This is a genomic window from Pantoea sp. Fr-CA_6 (assembly GCF_024520895.1).
In the GTDB taxonomy this organism is placed as follows: domain Bacteria; phylum Pseudomonadota; class Gammaproteobacteria; order Enterobacterales; family Enterobacteriaceae; genus Pantoea; species Pantoea agglomerans.
The window spans coordinates 178,185-192,474 of the sequence record NZ_JALNPO010000002.1 but is presented as its reverse complement, the minus strand read 5'-3'; the positions used below and the strand labels follow the sequence as shown (position 1 = coordinate 192,474).

Below are 14,290 nucleotides of genomic sequence, written 5' to 3'. Positions count from 1 at the left end.
ATTGGGGTGTCGCCAAGCGGTAAGGCACTGGTTTCTGATACCAGCATTCCGGGGTTCGAATCCCTGCACCCCAGCCAAATTGCACAACCTGGCCCGCTTTTGCGGGCTTTGTTGTTTTTGTCGTTCCCCTTCCTGATTGCAGGCCCGCCGTGCGGCGAGCCAACATGCGCAATCTGCTATAACCCCAGCGCGTAGCGCAATACCTGCCGCTTCAGTACCCCGGAATGTTCGGCGGCAATCAATCCGAGATTACGTGCAAACCGCAGCGGTGCCAGCTGATTGCTGAAGGCAAAATAGAACAGATCCATACCGCCCTGCATCAGCATATTGTCTTTACGACGTTGCCGGTGATAGCGCTGCAATACGCGCTCGGATGCCCAATCCTCCGCCGCACCGCGTGCGCTGACCAGCACATTAATCAACGCATCAATATCGCGATAGCCCAGATTCACGCCCTGCCCGGCCAGCGGATTAATGGTATGCGCGGCATCACCGACCAGCGCCAGTCCTGGCAGGACATACCGTGAAGCGTGACGCCGCACCAGCGGGAAGCCGCCCGCCGCATGGGCTTTAAAACGTCCCAGCCGCGCCGGGAAGTGGCTGGCTATCTCTTTTTCCAGCAGGGCCATCGGCATCGCCTGTAGCTGACGGACTCTTGCAGGCGCGTCATACCAGACCAGCGAGGCCCGGTTGCCATACAGCGGTAAAAATGCGCGCGGTCCCTGAGGCGTAAAGTGCTGCCAGGTCGCATCGCCTGCCGGATGTTCGCAGGTCACGCTGATCAGTAAACAGGATTGCGCATAGCTCCAGCCATGAATACCGATCCCGGCCATCTGTCGCACCTGAGAGTTCGCGCCATCAGCCCCAACCACCAGGCGTGTATGCAGGGCAACGCCGTCGTTGAGGTCGATGCGCCAGCCGCCATTTTCTGGCTGCAGGTTCTCCAGTGTGGCCGGGCAATAGCAGGTCACGCCCAGCGACTGCATCTCCTCCCATAGCGCCCGCTGAAGCACGCTGTTCTCGACCATAAAGCCCAGCTCGGGCAGCCCCAGCGAGGCCGCATCAAAACTCACCTGCGCCGTCTGCCACTCCCAGGTTTCCAGCCTGCGATAGGGCGCGCTGCGCATCGCCTCTACCCGTGGCCAGACGTTGAGCTGCTTCAGCAACCCCACCGAGGATGAGCCAATCGCCGAAATTCGCAGATCGGGATCGCTGTCGGCATCAAAAGGCGCGGGTTCGGCACGCTCAATGACCGCAACGCGAAAATGTTGCTGCGTCAGTCCACATGCCAGCGCCGCACCGACCATGCCACCGCCAACAATCACTACATCAAACTGATTATCCTGCATTGCTTATGTCCCTCTCTTATTCCCGCCAGCCTGCGCAACACGGGTCTGAATAAAGCAAAGTGTACCGGAAAACCGGATTGCTGGCAGAAAAGCCCTGAGGCTGGTCACAACAGCATCAAAGCATTACAATACGCGCCCCGCACTTCACTGCACTGAATCAATGGTTAGCGCGATGACAAAAAAACTGCATATCAAAACCTGGGGATGTCAGATGAATGAGTATGATTCATCCAAGATGTCTGATCTGCTGAACAGTACGCACGGCTATACGCTGACCGAGGTTCCTGAAGAGGCGGATATTCTGCTGCTTAACACCTGTTCTATTCGTGAGAAAGCGCAGGAGAAAGTATTCCACCTGCTGGGACGCTGGAGAAAACTCAAAGAGCGCAACCCGGATGTGATTATCGGCGTGGGCGGCTGCGTGGCGTCGCAGGAAGGGGATCATATCCGCCAGCGTGCGCCCTGCGTGGATATCGTTTTTGGTCCGCAGACACTGCACCGCCTGCCGGAGATGATCAACACCGTGCGCGGCACCAAAAGCCCGGTGGTCGACATCAGCTTCCCGGAAATCGAGAAATTTGATCGCCTGCCGGAACCGCGCGCAGACGGCCCGACTGCCTTTGTCTCCATCATGGAAGGCTGCAACAAATATTGTACTTTCTGCGTGGTGCCTTACACCCGTGGCGAGGAAGTGAGCCGTCCCAGCGATGACATTCTGCTGGAGATCGCTCAGCTGGCGGCGCAGGGCGTGCGTGAAGTTAACCTGCTTGGCCAGAACGTTAACGCCTATCGTGGTGCCACCTTTGATGGTGAAATCTGTACCTTCGCTGAGCTGCTGCGCCTGGTCGCCGCCATCGACGGTATCGACCGCATTCGCTTCACCACCAGCCACCCGATTGAGTTCACCGATGACATTATCGAGGTCTACCGCGATACGCCGGAACTGGTGAGCTTCCTGCACCTGCCGGTTCAGAGTGGATCAGACCGTATTCTGACGCTGATGAAGCGTGCTCATACCGCGCTGGAGTATAAGGCGATTATCCGCAAGCTGCGCGCGGCGCGCCCGGATATTGAGATCAGCTCTGACTTCATCATTGGTTTCCCCGGTGAAACTCAGCAGGATTTCGAGCAGACCATGAAGCTTATCGCCGAGATCAATTTCGACGTCAGCTTCAGCTTTATCTACTCTGCCCGTCCCGGCACGCCCGCCGCTGACCTGCCGGATGATGTCAGCGAAGAGGAGAAAAAGCAGCGTCTGTGGATCCTGCAGGACCGCATTAACCAGCAGGCGCAGGCGATCAGTCGCCGCATGGTGGGCACAGTGCAGCGTATTCTGGTGGAAGGCATCTCCCGCAAGAACGTGATGGAAGTCTCTGGCCGCACCGAAAATAACCGCGTAGTAAATTTCGAAGGCTCGCCTGAAATGATCGGCCGCTTTGTGGATGTTGAGATTGTCGATGTCTACACCAACTCGCTGCGCGGCAAACTGGTGCGTACTGAAGAAGAGATGGGGCTGCGCATGGCGGAAAGCCCAGCGTCCGTGATCGCCCGTACCCGTAAAGAAAATGAAATCGGCGTGAGTCTGTTCCAGCCGTGATGCCTGCTTTACTGTGCGGCAGCGCGCATCGCGTTGCCGCCAATTTCACTTTGCACCACTTGCTTTCTGAAAGTGTCGCCCAAATATCTCTCCATAAGCTTGCGCCCAGGCGTTACGGCATAAATAATTTCGTTATGGTGCATCCGGTTAAGTTTAACGGTGCGTCAGACACATCCCATAACTGGCCCTGAGTGACCCAAAGGATTCGTTTGAATATCGAAACTCGTGAAATCGCCCTTGAACCGGCTGATAACCGTCGTCTGATGAGCCTGTGTGGGCCTTTCGACGATAATGTAAAACAGCTTGAGCGTCGTCTGGGCATTGAGATCAATCGTCGCGACAACGTTTTTAAGCTGTCAGGACGTCCACTTTGCGTCAATGCCGCAGCAGATATTCTGAAAACCCTCTATGTCGATACCGCGCCTGTGCGTGGCGACATCCCGGATATCGAGCCTGATCAGATTCACCTGGCAATCAAAGAGAGCCGGGTACTGGAGCAAACCGCTGAGAGCGTGCCGGAGTACGGTAAAGCGGTCAATATCAAGACCAAACGCGGTGTGATCAAGCCGCGCACCCCAAACCAGGCCCAGTACATCGCTAATGTGCTCGACCACGATATCACCTTTGGTGTCGGCCCGGCTGGTACCGGTAAAACCTATCTGGCGGTAGCCGCGGCAGTGGATGCGCTGGAGCGTCAGGAGATTCGCCGCATCATGCTGACCCGCCCTGCCGTCGAAGCGGGTGAAAAGCTGGGCTTTCTGCCAGGCGATCTGAGCCAGAAAGTCGACCCTTATCTGCGTCCGCTCTACGATGCGCTGTTCGAAATGCTCGGCTTCGAGCGGGTGGAAAAGCTGATGGAGCGCAACGTCATTGAGGTCGCCCCGCTGGCCTACATGCGTGGTCGTACCCTGAACGATGCGTTTATCATTCTTGATGAGAGCCAGAACACCACCATCGAGCAGATGAAAATGTTCCTGACGCGTATCGGCTTTAACTCTAAAGCGGTGATTACCGGCGACGTTACCCAGATTGACCTGCCGCGTCACGTCAAGTCAGGCCTGCGTCATGCCATTGAGGTGCTGGCGGACGTTGAAGAGATCAGCTTCAACTTCTTCCACAGCGAAGATGTGGTGCGCCATCCGGTAGTTGCCCGCATTGTTACCGCCTATGAAGCCTGGGAAGCGGCCGATCAGACCCGTCGTGACCAGCAGGCCGAAGAGCGTAAACGTGAAGCACTGGCTGCACAGAGCGCCACGCAGGAGAGCAAATGAGCGAGGTGATTCTCGACCTGCAGGTCGCCTGTGACAACACCGCTGACCTGCCTGATGAAAGCCAGTTTCATCGCTGGCTGTCAGCGGCTGTCACCCCTTTTCAGCCGGAAAGCGAAGTTACGGTGCGTCTGGTTGATGAAGCGGAGAGTCATGAGCTTAATCTGACTTATCGCGGCAAAGACAAGCCGACCAACGTCCTCTCTTTCCCGTTTGAAGCACCGCCGGGCATTGAGCTGCCGCTGCTGGGCGATCTGATCATCTGCCGCCAGGTCGTTGAGCAGGAAGCGGCTGAACAGGGTAAAAGCGCTGAAGCCCACTGGGCACATATGGTGGTACACGGCACGCTGCATCTGCTGGGTTACGACCATATTGAAGACGACGAAGCGGACGAGATGGAAGGGCTGGAGACCGAGATAATGCTTGCTCTTGGGTATCCTGATCCGTACATTTCGGAGAAAGAAGACGCCTGAATCCTGAATTCAGTCAATCCTGCTGTCAGTACAGGTTACTGACAGCACCCATTCCTCACCAGAGAGATCTTTAAAAACCGCCATGAGCGACGACCATTCTCAAAACAGCGATGCACCCAGTAGTAAAAAGGGATTTTTCTCCCTGTTGATCAACCAACTCTTTCACGGTGAACCAAAAAGCCGTGATGAGCTACTGGAGCTGATCCGCGACTCGAATAACAAAGAGCTGATTGACCAGGACACCCGCGACATGCTCGAAGGGGTACTGGATATTGCGGAGCAGCGCGTGCGTGACATCATGATCCCGCGCTCGCAAATGATCACCCTGAAACGTAATCAGAGCCTCGAAGAGTGTCTGGATGTCATTATCGAATCCGCCCATTCTCGTTTCCCGGTGATCAGCGAAGATAAAGATCATGTGGAAGGGATTCTGATGGCGAAAGATCTGCTGCCGTTTATGAGCAGCGAATCTGAGCCTTTCAGCATTGAGAAAGTGCTGCGTCCTGCGGTGGTTGTGCCTGAAAGTAAGCGTGTCGACCGGATGCTGAAAGAGTTCCGCTCCCAGCGTTACCACATGGCGATCGTCATTGATGAGTTTGGCGGTGTCTCCGGTCTGGTGACCATTGAAGACATCCTGGAGCTGATCGTCGGTGAAATTGAAGATGAGTATGACGACGAAGAAGATCGTGATATCCGTCAGCTCAACCGTCATACCTTTACAGTGCGTGCACTGACCGCCATTGAAGATTTCAACGAGGTGTTTGGCACCCAGTTCAGTGACGATGAAGTCGACACCATCGGTGGTCTGGTGATGCAGGGCTTCGGTCATCTGCCCGCTCGCGGTGAAAGCATCGAGATTGAGGGTTACCAGTTCAAGGTGGCGATGGCTGACAGCCGCCGCATCATCCAGGTTCACGTGACTATTCCGGAAAATTCGCCACAACCTCAACTGGAAGACGAATAAGTCTATGGCTTTAGCCTCACTCTACCCGCGTCAGCGGGTTCGCCTGCTGCTGGCTTTAATAACGGGTGCACTTGGCACCCTCGCCTTTTCTCCCTACGATTTCTGGCCCGCTGCACTGCTCTCGCTGTGTGGCTTACAGCTGTTGACTCTTAACCGCTCCAGCCCGCAGGCCAGCGCCATTGGGTTTGTCTGGGGTTTAGGTCTGTTCGGCAGTGGCATCAACTGGGTTTATGTCAGTGTCGCCACCTTTGGCGGCATGCCTGGCCCGGTCAATGTCTTTATCGTAGCGCTGCTGGCGGCTTATCTGGCGATCTACCCGGCGCTGTTTGCCGGCGTACTGAATCGCATCTGGCCGCGAACGACGCTGTGGCGCCTGGCGCTGGCGGCACCGGCATTGTGGCAGATCACCGAGTTCCTGCGCGGCTGGGTGCTGACCGGCTTTCCGTGGCTGCAGTTTGGTTACAGCCAGATCGATGGCCCGTTAAAAGGCCTGGCCCCACTGGCGGGCGTAGAGACGCTGACCTTCCTGCTGATGATGGTGGCTGGCCTGCTGGCTTATGCCCTGCAACAGCGCAACGTCAGAAGTCTGGTAGCAGCGCTGCTGCTGCTGGCATTGCCATGGCCGTTGCGCTACATCCAGTGGGTTCAGCCAATGCCCGAGCGGGCCGTCGAGGTGGCGCTGGTGCAGGGAAACATCCCGCAATCGATGAAGTGGGATCCGCAGCAGCTGCTCACTACCCTGCGCATTTACAACGGTCTGAGTCAGCCGCTGATGGGCAAAGCGCCGATTATTATCTGGCCTGAATCGGCAATTACCGATCTGGAGAGTAATCAGCAGCCGTTCCTGCGTTCGCTGGATGACGAACTGCGTGAGCGCGGCAGTTCGCTGATCACCGGCATTGTGGACTCCCGGCTGGAGCAGAACCGATATCACGATTACAACACCGTAATCGTGCTGGGCGGTAAAGCGCCGTACAACTACTTCAGCGGCAATCGTTACCAGAAGAATCACCTGGTGCCGTTTGGCGAATTTGTGCCGCTGGCCGATCTGCTGCGTCCGCTGGCCCCGTTCTTCGATCTGCCGATGTCGGCATTCAGTCGTGGCAACTACCTCCAGCCGCAACTCAGCGTGGCGGGCTATAACCTGACCAGCGCCATCTGTTATGAGATCGTGCTGGGTGAACAGGTGCGGGCCAACTTCCATCCCGACACCAACTTCCTGTTGACCGTTTCGAACGATGCCTGGTTTGGTCACTCTATCGGCCCATGGCAGCACTTCCAGATGGCGAGGATGCGTGCGCTGGAACTGGGACGTCCGCTGTTGCGCAGCACCAATAATGGTGTGACGGCGGTGGTCAATGCCAGTGGTGATGTGGAAGCCATGCTGCCGCAGTTTACCCGCGATGTGCTGACCAGCAAGGTTACGCCAACGCAGGGAGAAACCCCGTATGCGCGGGCTGGCATCTGGCCAGTGTGGTCACTGACGCTGCTGGCGGCGGTGATAGCACTCCTGCGCCGTCGTCGATAACCTCCCCTCCTGTGCTCACTGAAGGCGAAGCACGTGCTTCGCCTTTTTCATGGTGACTCTCCGGTTTTTTTCACTCCCCACGCCGCACACTCTGCTGTCTTTCTAACCCATAACCTCTTTCTGGCACGATGATTGCAAAATGTTTCACTGCTTTTCGCAAACAGGCTGATTGCAGGCGCTGATGCCGGGCGGGTTGCACCAAAACAATTGACGCTGCTGCACCATTAACGCGCAGGGTGAAAAAATTGCCTTTTTTTGGTGCGTATCACCTCGCAAAAAAGAAACTTTTTTGTTTCATTGCGTTAACAATCCGCTATGTTAATGACTCTTCTGCGCCCGTTTAAACCGCAGAATGAGCAGAAACGCAGCAGAAAACAGACACAACATCATAATCAGCGCAGGTTATATCCTGTGCCTTTTTCATACGAAGGAGTTGGAACATGCAACTACGCAAAGTGGCATTATCTCTTCTGCTGATCAGCGCAGCGGCGGGAGCGGCCCAGGCGGAAGATCTCAGCGGCACCCTGAAGAAGATCAATGACAATGGCGTCATTGTGGTCGGGCATCGCGAATCATCAGTTCCCTTTTCTTATTATGACAACCAGCAAAAAGTCGTCGGCTACTCACAGGCTTACTCAAACGCCATCGTTGAAGCGATTAAAGCAAAGCTGAACAAGCCTGATCTGCAGGTCAAAATGATCCCGATCACCTCACAAAACCGTATTCCGCTGCTGCAAAACGGCACCTACGATTATGAGTGTGGCTCGACCACCAATAACCTTGAGCGCCAGAAACAGGCCGCCTTCTCAGACACTATTTTTGTTATCGGCACCCGTCTGCTGGTGAAGAAAGATGGCCCGATCAAAGATTTCGCTGACCTGAAAGGCAAAACCGTAGTGGTGACCTCAGGTACCACCTCTGAAGTGCTGCTGCACAAACTCAACGACGAACAGAAACTGGATCTGCGCATCATCAGCGCAAAAGATCACGGTGACTCCTTCCGTACGCTGGAAACCGGTCGTGCCGTGGCCTTTATGATGGATGATGCCCTGCTGGCAGGCGAACGCGCCAAAGCCAAAAAGCCGGACAACTGGGAAATTCTGGGCACGCCACAGTCAAAAGAAGCCTATGGCTGCATGCTGCGTAAAGATGATCCGCAGTTCAAAGCCCTGGTGGATGAAACCATTGCTAAAGCCCAGACCTCTGGCCAGGCAGAAAAATGGTTCGACACCTGGTTCAAACAGCCGATTCCACCAAAGAACCTGAACATGAACTTTGAGCTCTCTGATGACATGAAAGCGCTGTTCAAAACACCAAATGATAAAGCACTGAATTAACAACAAAATACCCAATGGATTTCAGATTGCATTGAGGCAGCAGAAAAATGACTCCCGATGAGCCTGCTCCGGTAAGTGATTCGGGTGAGTGAATGTAGCCAACAAAAATGCAGCCTGAAAGACGACGGGTATAACAAGGGCGGCCTGGCTGCCCTCTCGATTGCTGAAACCGCGGCATGGACAGACAGACTGACACGGGTCGTTCCCCTGAGTCAGGAAATAAAACGCCGTTCATCAATCTTCAGGGTAGCTTAGCTACCCTTTTTTTCCGGAGCTCGTTATGGGTATCGATTGGAACTGGGGCATATTCCTCGAACAGGCCCCGTTCGGTAACACGACCTACCTCGGCTGGCTGTGGTCCGGTTTTCAGGTGACAATTGCCGTCTCCTGCTGCGCCTGGATTATCGCCTTCTGCGTGGGTTCATTTTTCGGCATTCTGCGCACCGTGCCTAATCGCCTGCTGTCGACCATTGGCACCTGCTATGTCGAACTGTTTCGTAATATCCCACTGATCGTCCAGTTCTTCTTCTGGTATCTGGTGGCGCCCGAGCTGGTGGGCGAAAAGCTTGGCATGTGGTTTAAGTCTGAGCTGGATCCCAACATTCAGTTCTTCCTCTCCTCGATGATCTGTCTTGGCCTGTTTACCGCCGCCCGCGTCTGCGAGCAGGTGCGCGCAGCGATTCAGTCACTGCCGAGTGGACAGAAGAATGCCGGTCTGGCGATGGGCTTAACCCTGCCGCAGACCTATCGCTATGTGCTGCTGCCGAATGCGTATCGCGTGATTGTGCCGCCGATGACCTCGGAAATGCTGAACCTGGTGAAGAACTCCGCTATCGCCTCCACCATTGGTCTGGTCGATATGGCGGCGCAGGCGGGCAAACTGCTCGACTATTCTGCCCACGCCTATGAATCCTTTACCGCCATTACGCTGGCCTACGTTGCGATTAACCTGGTGATTATGTTGTTGATGAGTCTGGTCGAGCGCAAAGTCCGGCTGCCAGGCAATGCGGGAGGCAAGTAATGTACGAGTTTGACTGGAGTTCGATTACACCCAGCCTGCCCTATCTGCTTAATGGATTAGTGATCACCTTTAAGATCACGATTACCGCCGTGGTCTTCGGCATCCTGTGGGGCACTCTGCTGGCGGTGATGCGTCTGTCGACGTTTAAGCCCATCAGCTGGTTCGCTAAAATTTACGTCAACCTGTTCCGCTCGGTGCCGCTGGTCATGGTGCTGCTGTGGTTCTATCTGGTCGTGCCGAGTTTTCTGCAGCAGGTGCTGGGGCTGTCGCCCAAAACGGATATCCGACTGATTTCAGCCATGGTCGCCTTTTCGCTGTTCGAAGCGGCGTACTACTCTGAAATTATTCGCGCCGGCATCATCAGTATCTCGCGTGGACAGGGCAGTGCGGCTCTGGCGCTGGGCATGACGCAGTGGCAGGCAATGCGACTGATCATCCTGCCACAGGCGTTTCGCGCTATGGTTCCGCTGTTACTGACGCAGGGTATCGTGCTGTTCCAGGATACCTCGCTGGTTTATGTCTTAAGCCTGGCGGACTTCTTCCGTACCGCATCCACCATTGGTGAGCGTGATGGCACCCAGGTTGAAATGGTTCTGTTTGCAGGTCTTGTCTACTTCGTTATCAGCCTGAGCGCATCGCTGTTGGTCAGCTATCTAAAAAGAAAAAGGACGGTTTAAATGATTAGCCTGAAAAATGTTTCTAAGTGGTATGGTCACTTTCAGGTGCTGACCGACTGCTCAACCGACGTCAAAACCGGTGAAGTGGTGGTGGTGTGCGGCCCGTCCGGCTCCGGTAAATCAACGCTGATCAAAACGGTGAACGGCCTTGAGCCGATTCAGCAGGGCGTGATTGCGGTGAACGGCACCGAGGTGAATAACAAAAAGACTAATCTTGCGCAGCTTCGCAGCCAGGTCGGGATGGTGTTCCAGCACTTCGAGCTGTTTCCGCATCTGAGCATTATCAACAACCTGGTTCTGGCGCAGGTGAAAGTGCTGAAGCGCGACAAAGCGGCAGCCCGCGATAAAGGGCTGAAGCTGCTGAAGCGTGTGGGTCTTTCCGCCCATGCTGAGAAGTTTCCCGGCCAGCTCTCAGGTGGTCAGCAGCAGCGTGTGGCGATTGCGCGAGCGCTCTGCATGGACCCTATCGCGATGCTGTTTGATGAACCCACTTCCGCGCTGGATCCGGAAATGATCAACGAAGTGCTGGATGTGATGGTTGAACTGGCACAGGAAGGGATGACGATGATGGTGGTGACCCATGAGATGGGCTTCGCCCGTAAGGTTGCCAATCGCGTGATCTTTATGGATGAAGGGAAAATTATCGAAGACACCAACAAAGATGACTTCTTTAATAATCCACAGTCTGAGCGCGCTAAAGATTTCCTCGCAAAAATTCTGCACTAAACCTGACGAACAGGCGGGTCACCCAGGGTGGCCCGCTTCATTTAGCTACGCCGCACTATCAGGGTTCGAAAGGCTGACGCTGGAACTGGTCGTTGCCGCATTCCGGACAACGTGACAGCGTTTCAGGCGTGTAGATTGCCCGGGTGAACTGGCATTTCTCACAGACCAGATTGCCCAGCCCCACCACTTCCCCGCTCTGATAAACCCCGTGGTGATGCAGATCCTGGAAGACCTCTCGCCACTCCAGCTGACTTTTATCGGTGATATCCGCCAGCTCTTTCCAGACGCTCTCGCGGATGATGCGCATAAACAGTGAGTCCGCCAGCGGTTCTTCCACATCGGTGTAGCTGCGTGCAAACTCGCCCAGATCACGGCGCACTGAGCTGAGCGCCTGGTCAATCTCCTGTTCCGTCATATCATCGCGCACCAGCAACTGGCTTCGTCGCCCGGCAATCAGCTCATCAAGGTTACGATCGCCCTGACGAAGACGTTCGGTCAATACGGCTAACGACTCGCGATATTCCTGAGCCACTTTATTCATTTTGTTCTCCTTTATGCAGACCCTCGCTGAACTAAGTTTAGTCGTAATGTTGCTTTTGCCGTGTCGTCTGTACAGTGAATTACAAAAGGGTGAAGGCTCTGACGCTTTCGGCAGAAATCGTGCCGGCAAAAGTGGGAAGTGTTGTTGATACGCGGCCTTATGGGTATGCTATGCGGATCTTAGAGCCAGAAAAATGTTTTTCATAAAGGACCACAGGCAGCCATGCAAGAGCAATACCGCCCGGAAGAAATTGAATCCCGTGTGCAGCAGCACTGGGATGAAAACGAAACGTTTAAAGTGACTGAGCAGGAAGGTAAAGAGAAATACTATTGCCTCTCCATGTTGCCCTATCCTTCTGGCCGCCTGCACATGGGCCACGTTCGTAACTACACCATCGGCGACGTAATCGCGCGTTATCAGCGTATGCTCGGCAAAAACGTACTACAGCCGATTGGCTGGGATGCTTTCGGCCTGCCTGCGGAAGGCGCTGCGGTGAAAAACAACACCGCTCCGGCCCCGTGGACTTACGACAATATCGCCTACATGAAAAACCAGCTCAAACTGCTGGGCTTTGGCTATGACTGGAGTCGTGAACTGGCAACCTGCCAGCCAGAGTACTATCGCTGGGAACAGTGGTTCTTTACCAAACTGTATGAAAAAGGCCTGGTCTATAAAAAGACCTCTGCCGTGAACTGGTGCCCGAACGATCAGACGGTGCTGGCGAACGAGCAGGTGATTGACGGCTGCTGCTGGCGCTGCGACACCAAAGTTGAGCGTAAAGAGATCCCGCAGTGGTTTATCAAAATCACCGATTATGCGGAAGAGCTGCTGAACGACCTGGATACGCTGGAAGAGTGGCCTGAGCAGGTCAAAACCATGCAGCGTAACTGGATTGGCCGCTCTGAAGGTGTCGAAATCACCTTCGATGTGGCTGACAGCGAAGAGAAGGTCACCGTCTACACCACCCGCCCGGATACCTTTATCGGCGCAACCTATGTTGCCGTTGCCGCAGGCCATCCGCTGGCGACCCAGGCGTCGGTCAATAATCCGGCGCTGGCTGACTTTATCGCTGAATGCCGCAATACCAAAGTGGCCGAAGCCGATATGGCGACCATGGAGAAGAAAGGCATGGCGACCGGCCTGTCTGTTGTTCATCCGCTGACCGGCGAGCTTATCCCGGTCTGGGTTGCCAACTTCGTACTGATGGAATATGGCACCGGCGCTGTGATGGCGGTTCCGGCGCACGATCAGCGCGACTGGGAGTTTGCCACTAAATATGATCTGCCGATTAAGCCGGTCATCCTGAATCTGGATGGTTCCATTCCTGATGTCAGCATCGCGGCGATGACTGACAAAGGTGCGCTGTTCAACTCAGGTGAGTTTAACGGCATGGATCACGCCACCGGTTTTAACGCCATTGCGGATTCGCTGGCGGCAAAAGGCGTGGGCGTGCGTAAAGTGAACTACCGCCTGCGCGACTGGGGTGTCTCCCGTCAGCGCTACTGGGGTGCCCCTATCCCGATGGTGACGCTGGAAGATGGCACCGTTATGCCTGCACCAGAAGACCAGTTGCCGGTGATCCTGCCGGAAGATGTGGTGATGGATGGCATTACCAGCCCAATCAAAGCGGATCCGGAGTGGGCTAAAACCACGGTAAACGGCCAGCCAGCCCTGCGTGAAACCGACACCTTTGACACCTTCATGGAGTCTTCCTGGTACTACGCGCGTTATACCTGCGCCAGCTACAAGGAAGGCATGCTGGATCCGGCTGCGGCAAACTACTGGCTGCCGGTCGATCAGTATGTGGGCGGTATTGAACACGCCATCATGCACCTGATGTATTTCCGCTTCTTCCACAAGCTGCTGCGTGACGCGGGCCTGGTGAACTCCAATGAGCCAGCCAAACGTCTGCTGTGCCAGGGCATGGTGCTGGCTGACGCCTTCTACTACCTTGGTGCCAACGGCGAGCGTAACTGGGTTTCACCGGTTGACGTTGAGGTTGAGCGGGATGAGAAAGGCCGCATTGTTAAAGCCACAGACACGCAGGGCCGCGAAGTGATCTACGCGGGCATGAGCAAAATGTCGAAGTCGAAAAACAACGGCATCGACCCACAGCTGATGGTTGAGCGTTACGGCGCGGATACCGTGCGTCTGTTTATGATGTTTGCTTCACCGGCGGATATGACGCTGGAGTGGCAGGAGTCGGGCGTTGAAGGGGCGAACCGCTTCCTGAAACGTGTCTGGAAGCTGGTCTTCGAGCATACACAGAAAGGTGCGACCGTGCCACTGGATGTGGAGAGCCTGAATGACGAGCAGAAATCGCTGCGTCGCGATCTGCACAAAACCATCGCCAAAGTGGCGGATGATATTGGCCGTCGTCAGACTTTCAACACCGCCATTGCGGCGATCATGGAGCTGATGAACAAACTGGCACGCGCCCCGCAGGAAAGCGAGCAGGATCGCGCCCTGATGCAGGAAGCGCTGCTGGCCATCGTCCGTCTGCTCTATCCGTTTACCCCGCACGCCTGCTATGTTCTGTGGCAGACGCTGGGTGGCGAAGGCACTATCGATGAAGCGAGCTGGCCGGTTGCGGATGAAGCCGCTATGGTTGAAGATTCGCTGCTGGTAGTGGTTCAGGTTAACGGTAAAGTGCGCGGTAAAATCACCGTGCCAGCCGATGCAACACAGGAACAGGTTCAGGCACGCGCTGCGCAGGAGCATCTGGTAGCGAAGTATCTGGACGGCGTGACTATCCGTAAAGTCATTTATGTACCGGGCAAACTGCTTAACCTGGTCGTAGGTTAAGTTC

General features: G+C 55.3%; 12 protein-coding genes and 1 tRNA gene. 11 read left to right on the top strand and 2 right to left on the bottom strand.

The window, feature by feature from the left end:
• The first annotated feature begins 2 nt into the window (after positions 1-2).
• Positions 3-77 (top strand) — tRNA-Gln (locus NR201_RS04020).
• Positions 78-176: 99 nt separating this feature from the next.
• On the opposite strand, the gene ubiF is transcribed toward NR201_RS04020, so the two are convergent.
• Entirely contained in the window at positions 177-1,349 is a 1,173-nt protein-coding gene (gene ubiF, locus NR201_RS04015) for a 3-demethoxyubiquinol 3-hydroxylase (RefSeq protein WP_167432721.1), read from the bottom strand.
• A 172-nt stretch (positions 1,350-1,521) separates the two neighbouring features.
• Here ubiF and miaB point away from each other — a divergent pair, with 172 nt between their 5' ends.
• From miaB to NR201_RS03970, 9 genes are all read left to right on the top strand, one after another.
• The gene (miaB, locus tag NR201_RS04010; protein WP_010671281.1) at positions 1,522-2,946 is read left to right on the top strand and encodes a tRNA (N6-isopentenyl adenosine(37)-C2)-methylthiotransferase MiaB; all 1,425 of its coding nucleotides are present in this window, start codon (positions 1,522-1,524) and stop codon (positions 2,944-2,946) included.
• A gap of 209 nt (positions 2,947-3,155) precedes the next feature.
• On the top strand, positions 3,156-4,217 hold the full coding sequence (locus NR201_RS04005) for a PhoH family protein (protein WP_010258952.1): 1,062 nt from the start codon (positions 3,156-3,158) through the stop codon (positions 4,215-4,217).
• A complete protein-coding gene (ybeY, locus tag NR201_RS04000; RefSeq protein WP_022626053.1) occupies positions 4,214-4,687 on the top strand; it encodes an rRNA maturation RNase YbeY in 474 nt (157 codons plus the stop codon). Before NR201_RS04005 ends, ybeY begins: the two co-directional genes overlap by 4 nt.
• Before the next feature lie 82 nt (positions 4,688-4,769).
• Positions 4,770-5,651, top strand: coding sequence for a CNNM family magnesium/cobalt transport protein CorC (gene corC / locus NR201_RS03995; RefSeq protein WP_008925004.1), 882 nt, complete (start codon positions 4,770-4,772; stop codon positions 5,649-5,651).
• Positions 5,652-5,655: 4 nt separating this feature from the next.
• Positions 5,656-7,179 carry an apolipoprotein N-acyltransferase gene (gene lnt / locus NR201_RS03990; RefSeq protein WP_256849391.1) on the top strand — a complete coding sequence of 508 codons (1,524 nt, stop codon included), beginning with the start codon at positions 5,656-5,658 and terminating at the stop codon, positions 7,177-7,179.
• A gap of 440 nt (positions 7,180-7,619) precedes the next feature.
• Positions 7,620-8,516 (top strand): amino acid ABC transporter substrate-binding protein, encoded by an 897-nt coding sequence (locus NR201_RS03985; protein WP_010258958.1) that lies wholly within the window; start codon positions 7,620-7,622, stop codon positions 8,514-8,516.
• A gap of 280 nt (positions 8,517-8,796) precedes the next feature.
• On the top strand, positions 8,797-9,537 hold the full coding sequence (locus NR201_RS03980) for an amino acid ABC transporter permease (RefSeq protein WP_010258960.1): 741 nt from the start codon (positions 8,797-8,799) through the stop codon (positions 9,535-9,537).
• Positions 9,537-10,214: a glutamate/aspartate ABC transporter permease GltK gene (gene gltK, locus NR201_RS03975; protein ID WP_010258961.1), complete on the top strand. Its 678-nt coding sequence runs from the start codon at positions 9,537-9,539 to the stop codon at positions 10,212-10,214. The genes NR201_RS03980 and gltK overlap by 1 nt, the downstream gene beginning before the upstream one ends.
• Positions 10,215-10,940: an amino acid ABC transporter ATP-binding protein gene (locus NR201_RS03970; RefSeq protein ID WP_010258962.1), complete on the top strand. Its 726-nt coding sequence runs from the start codon at positions 10,215-10,217 to the stop codon at positions 10,938-10,940.
• A 58-nt stretch (positions 10,941-10,998) separates the two neighbouring features.
• On the opposite strand, the gene NR201_RS03965 is transcribed toward NR201_RS03970, so the two are convergent.
• On the bottom strand, positions 10,999-11,481 hold the full coding sequence (locus NR201_RS03965; RefSeq protein ID WP_010258963.1) for a zinc ribbon-containing protein: 483 nt from the start codon (positions 11,479-11,481) through the stop codon (positions 10,999-11,001).
• A gap of 222 nt (positions 11,482-11,703) precedes the next feature.
• Between NR201_RS03965 and leuS the strand changes: the two genes are divergently transcribed.
• Positions 11,704-14,286, top strand: coding sequence for a leucine--tRNA ligase (leuS, locus tag NR201_RS03960; RefSeq protein WP_256844555.1), 2,583 nt, complete (start codon positions 11,704-11,706; stop codon positions 14,284-14,286).
• The last annotated feature ends 4 nt before the right edge of the window (positions 14,287-14,290 follow it).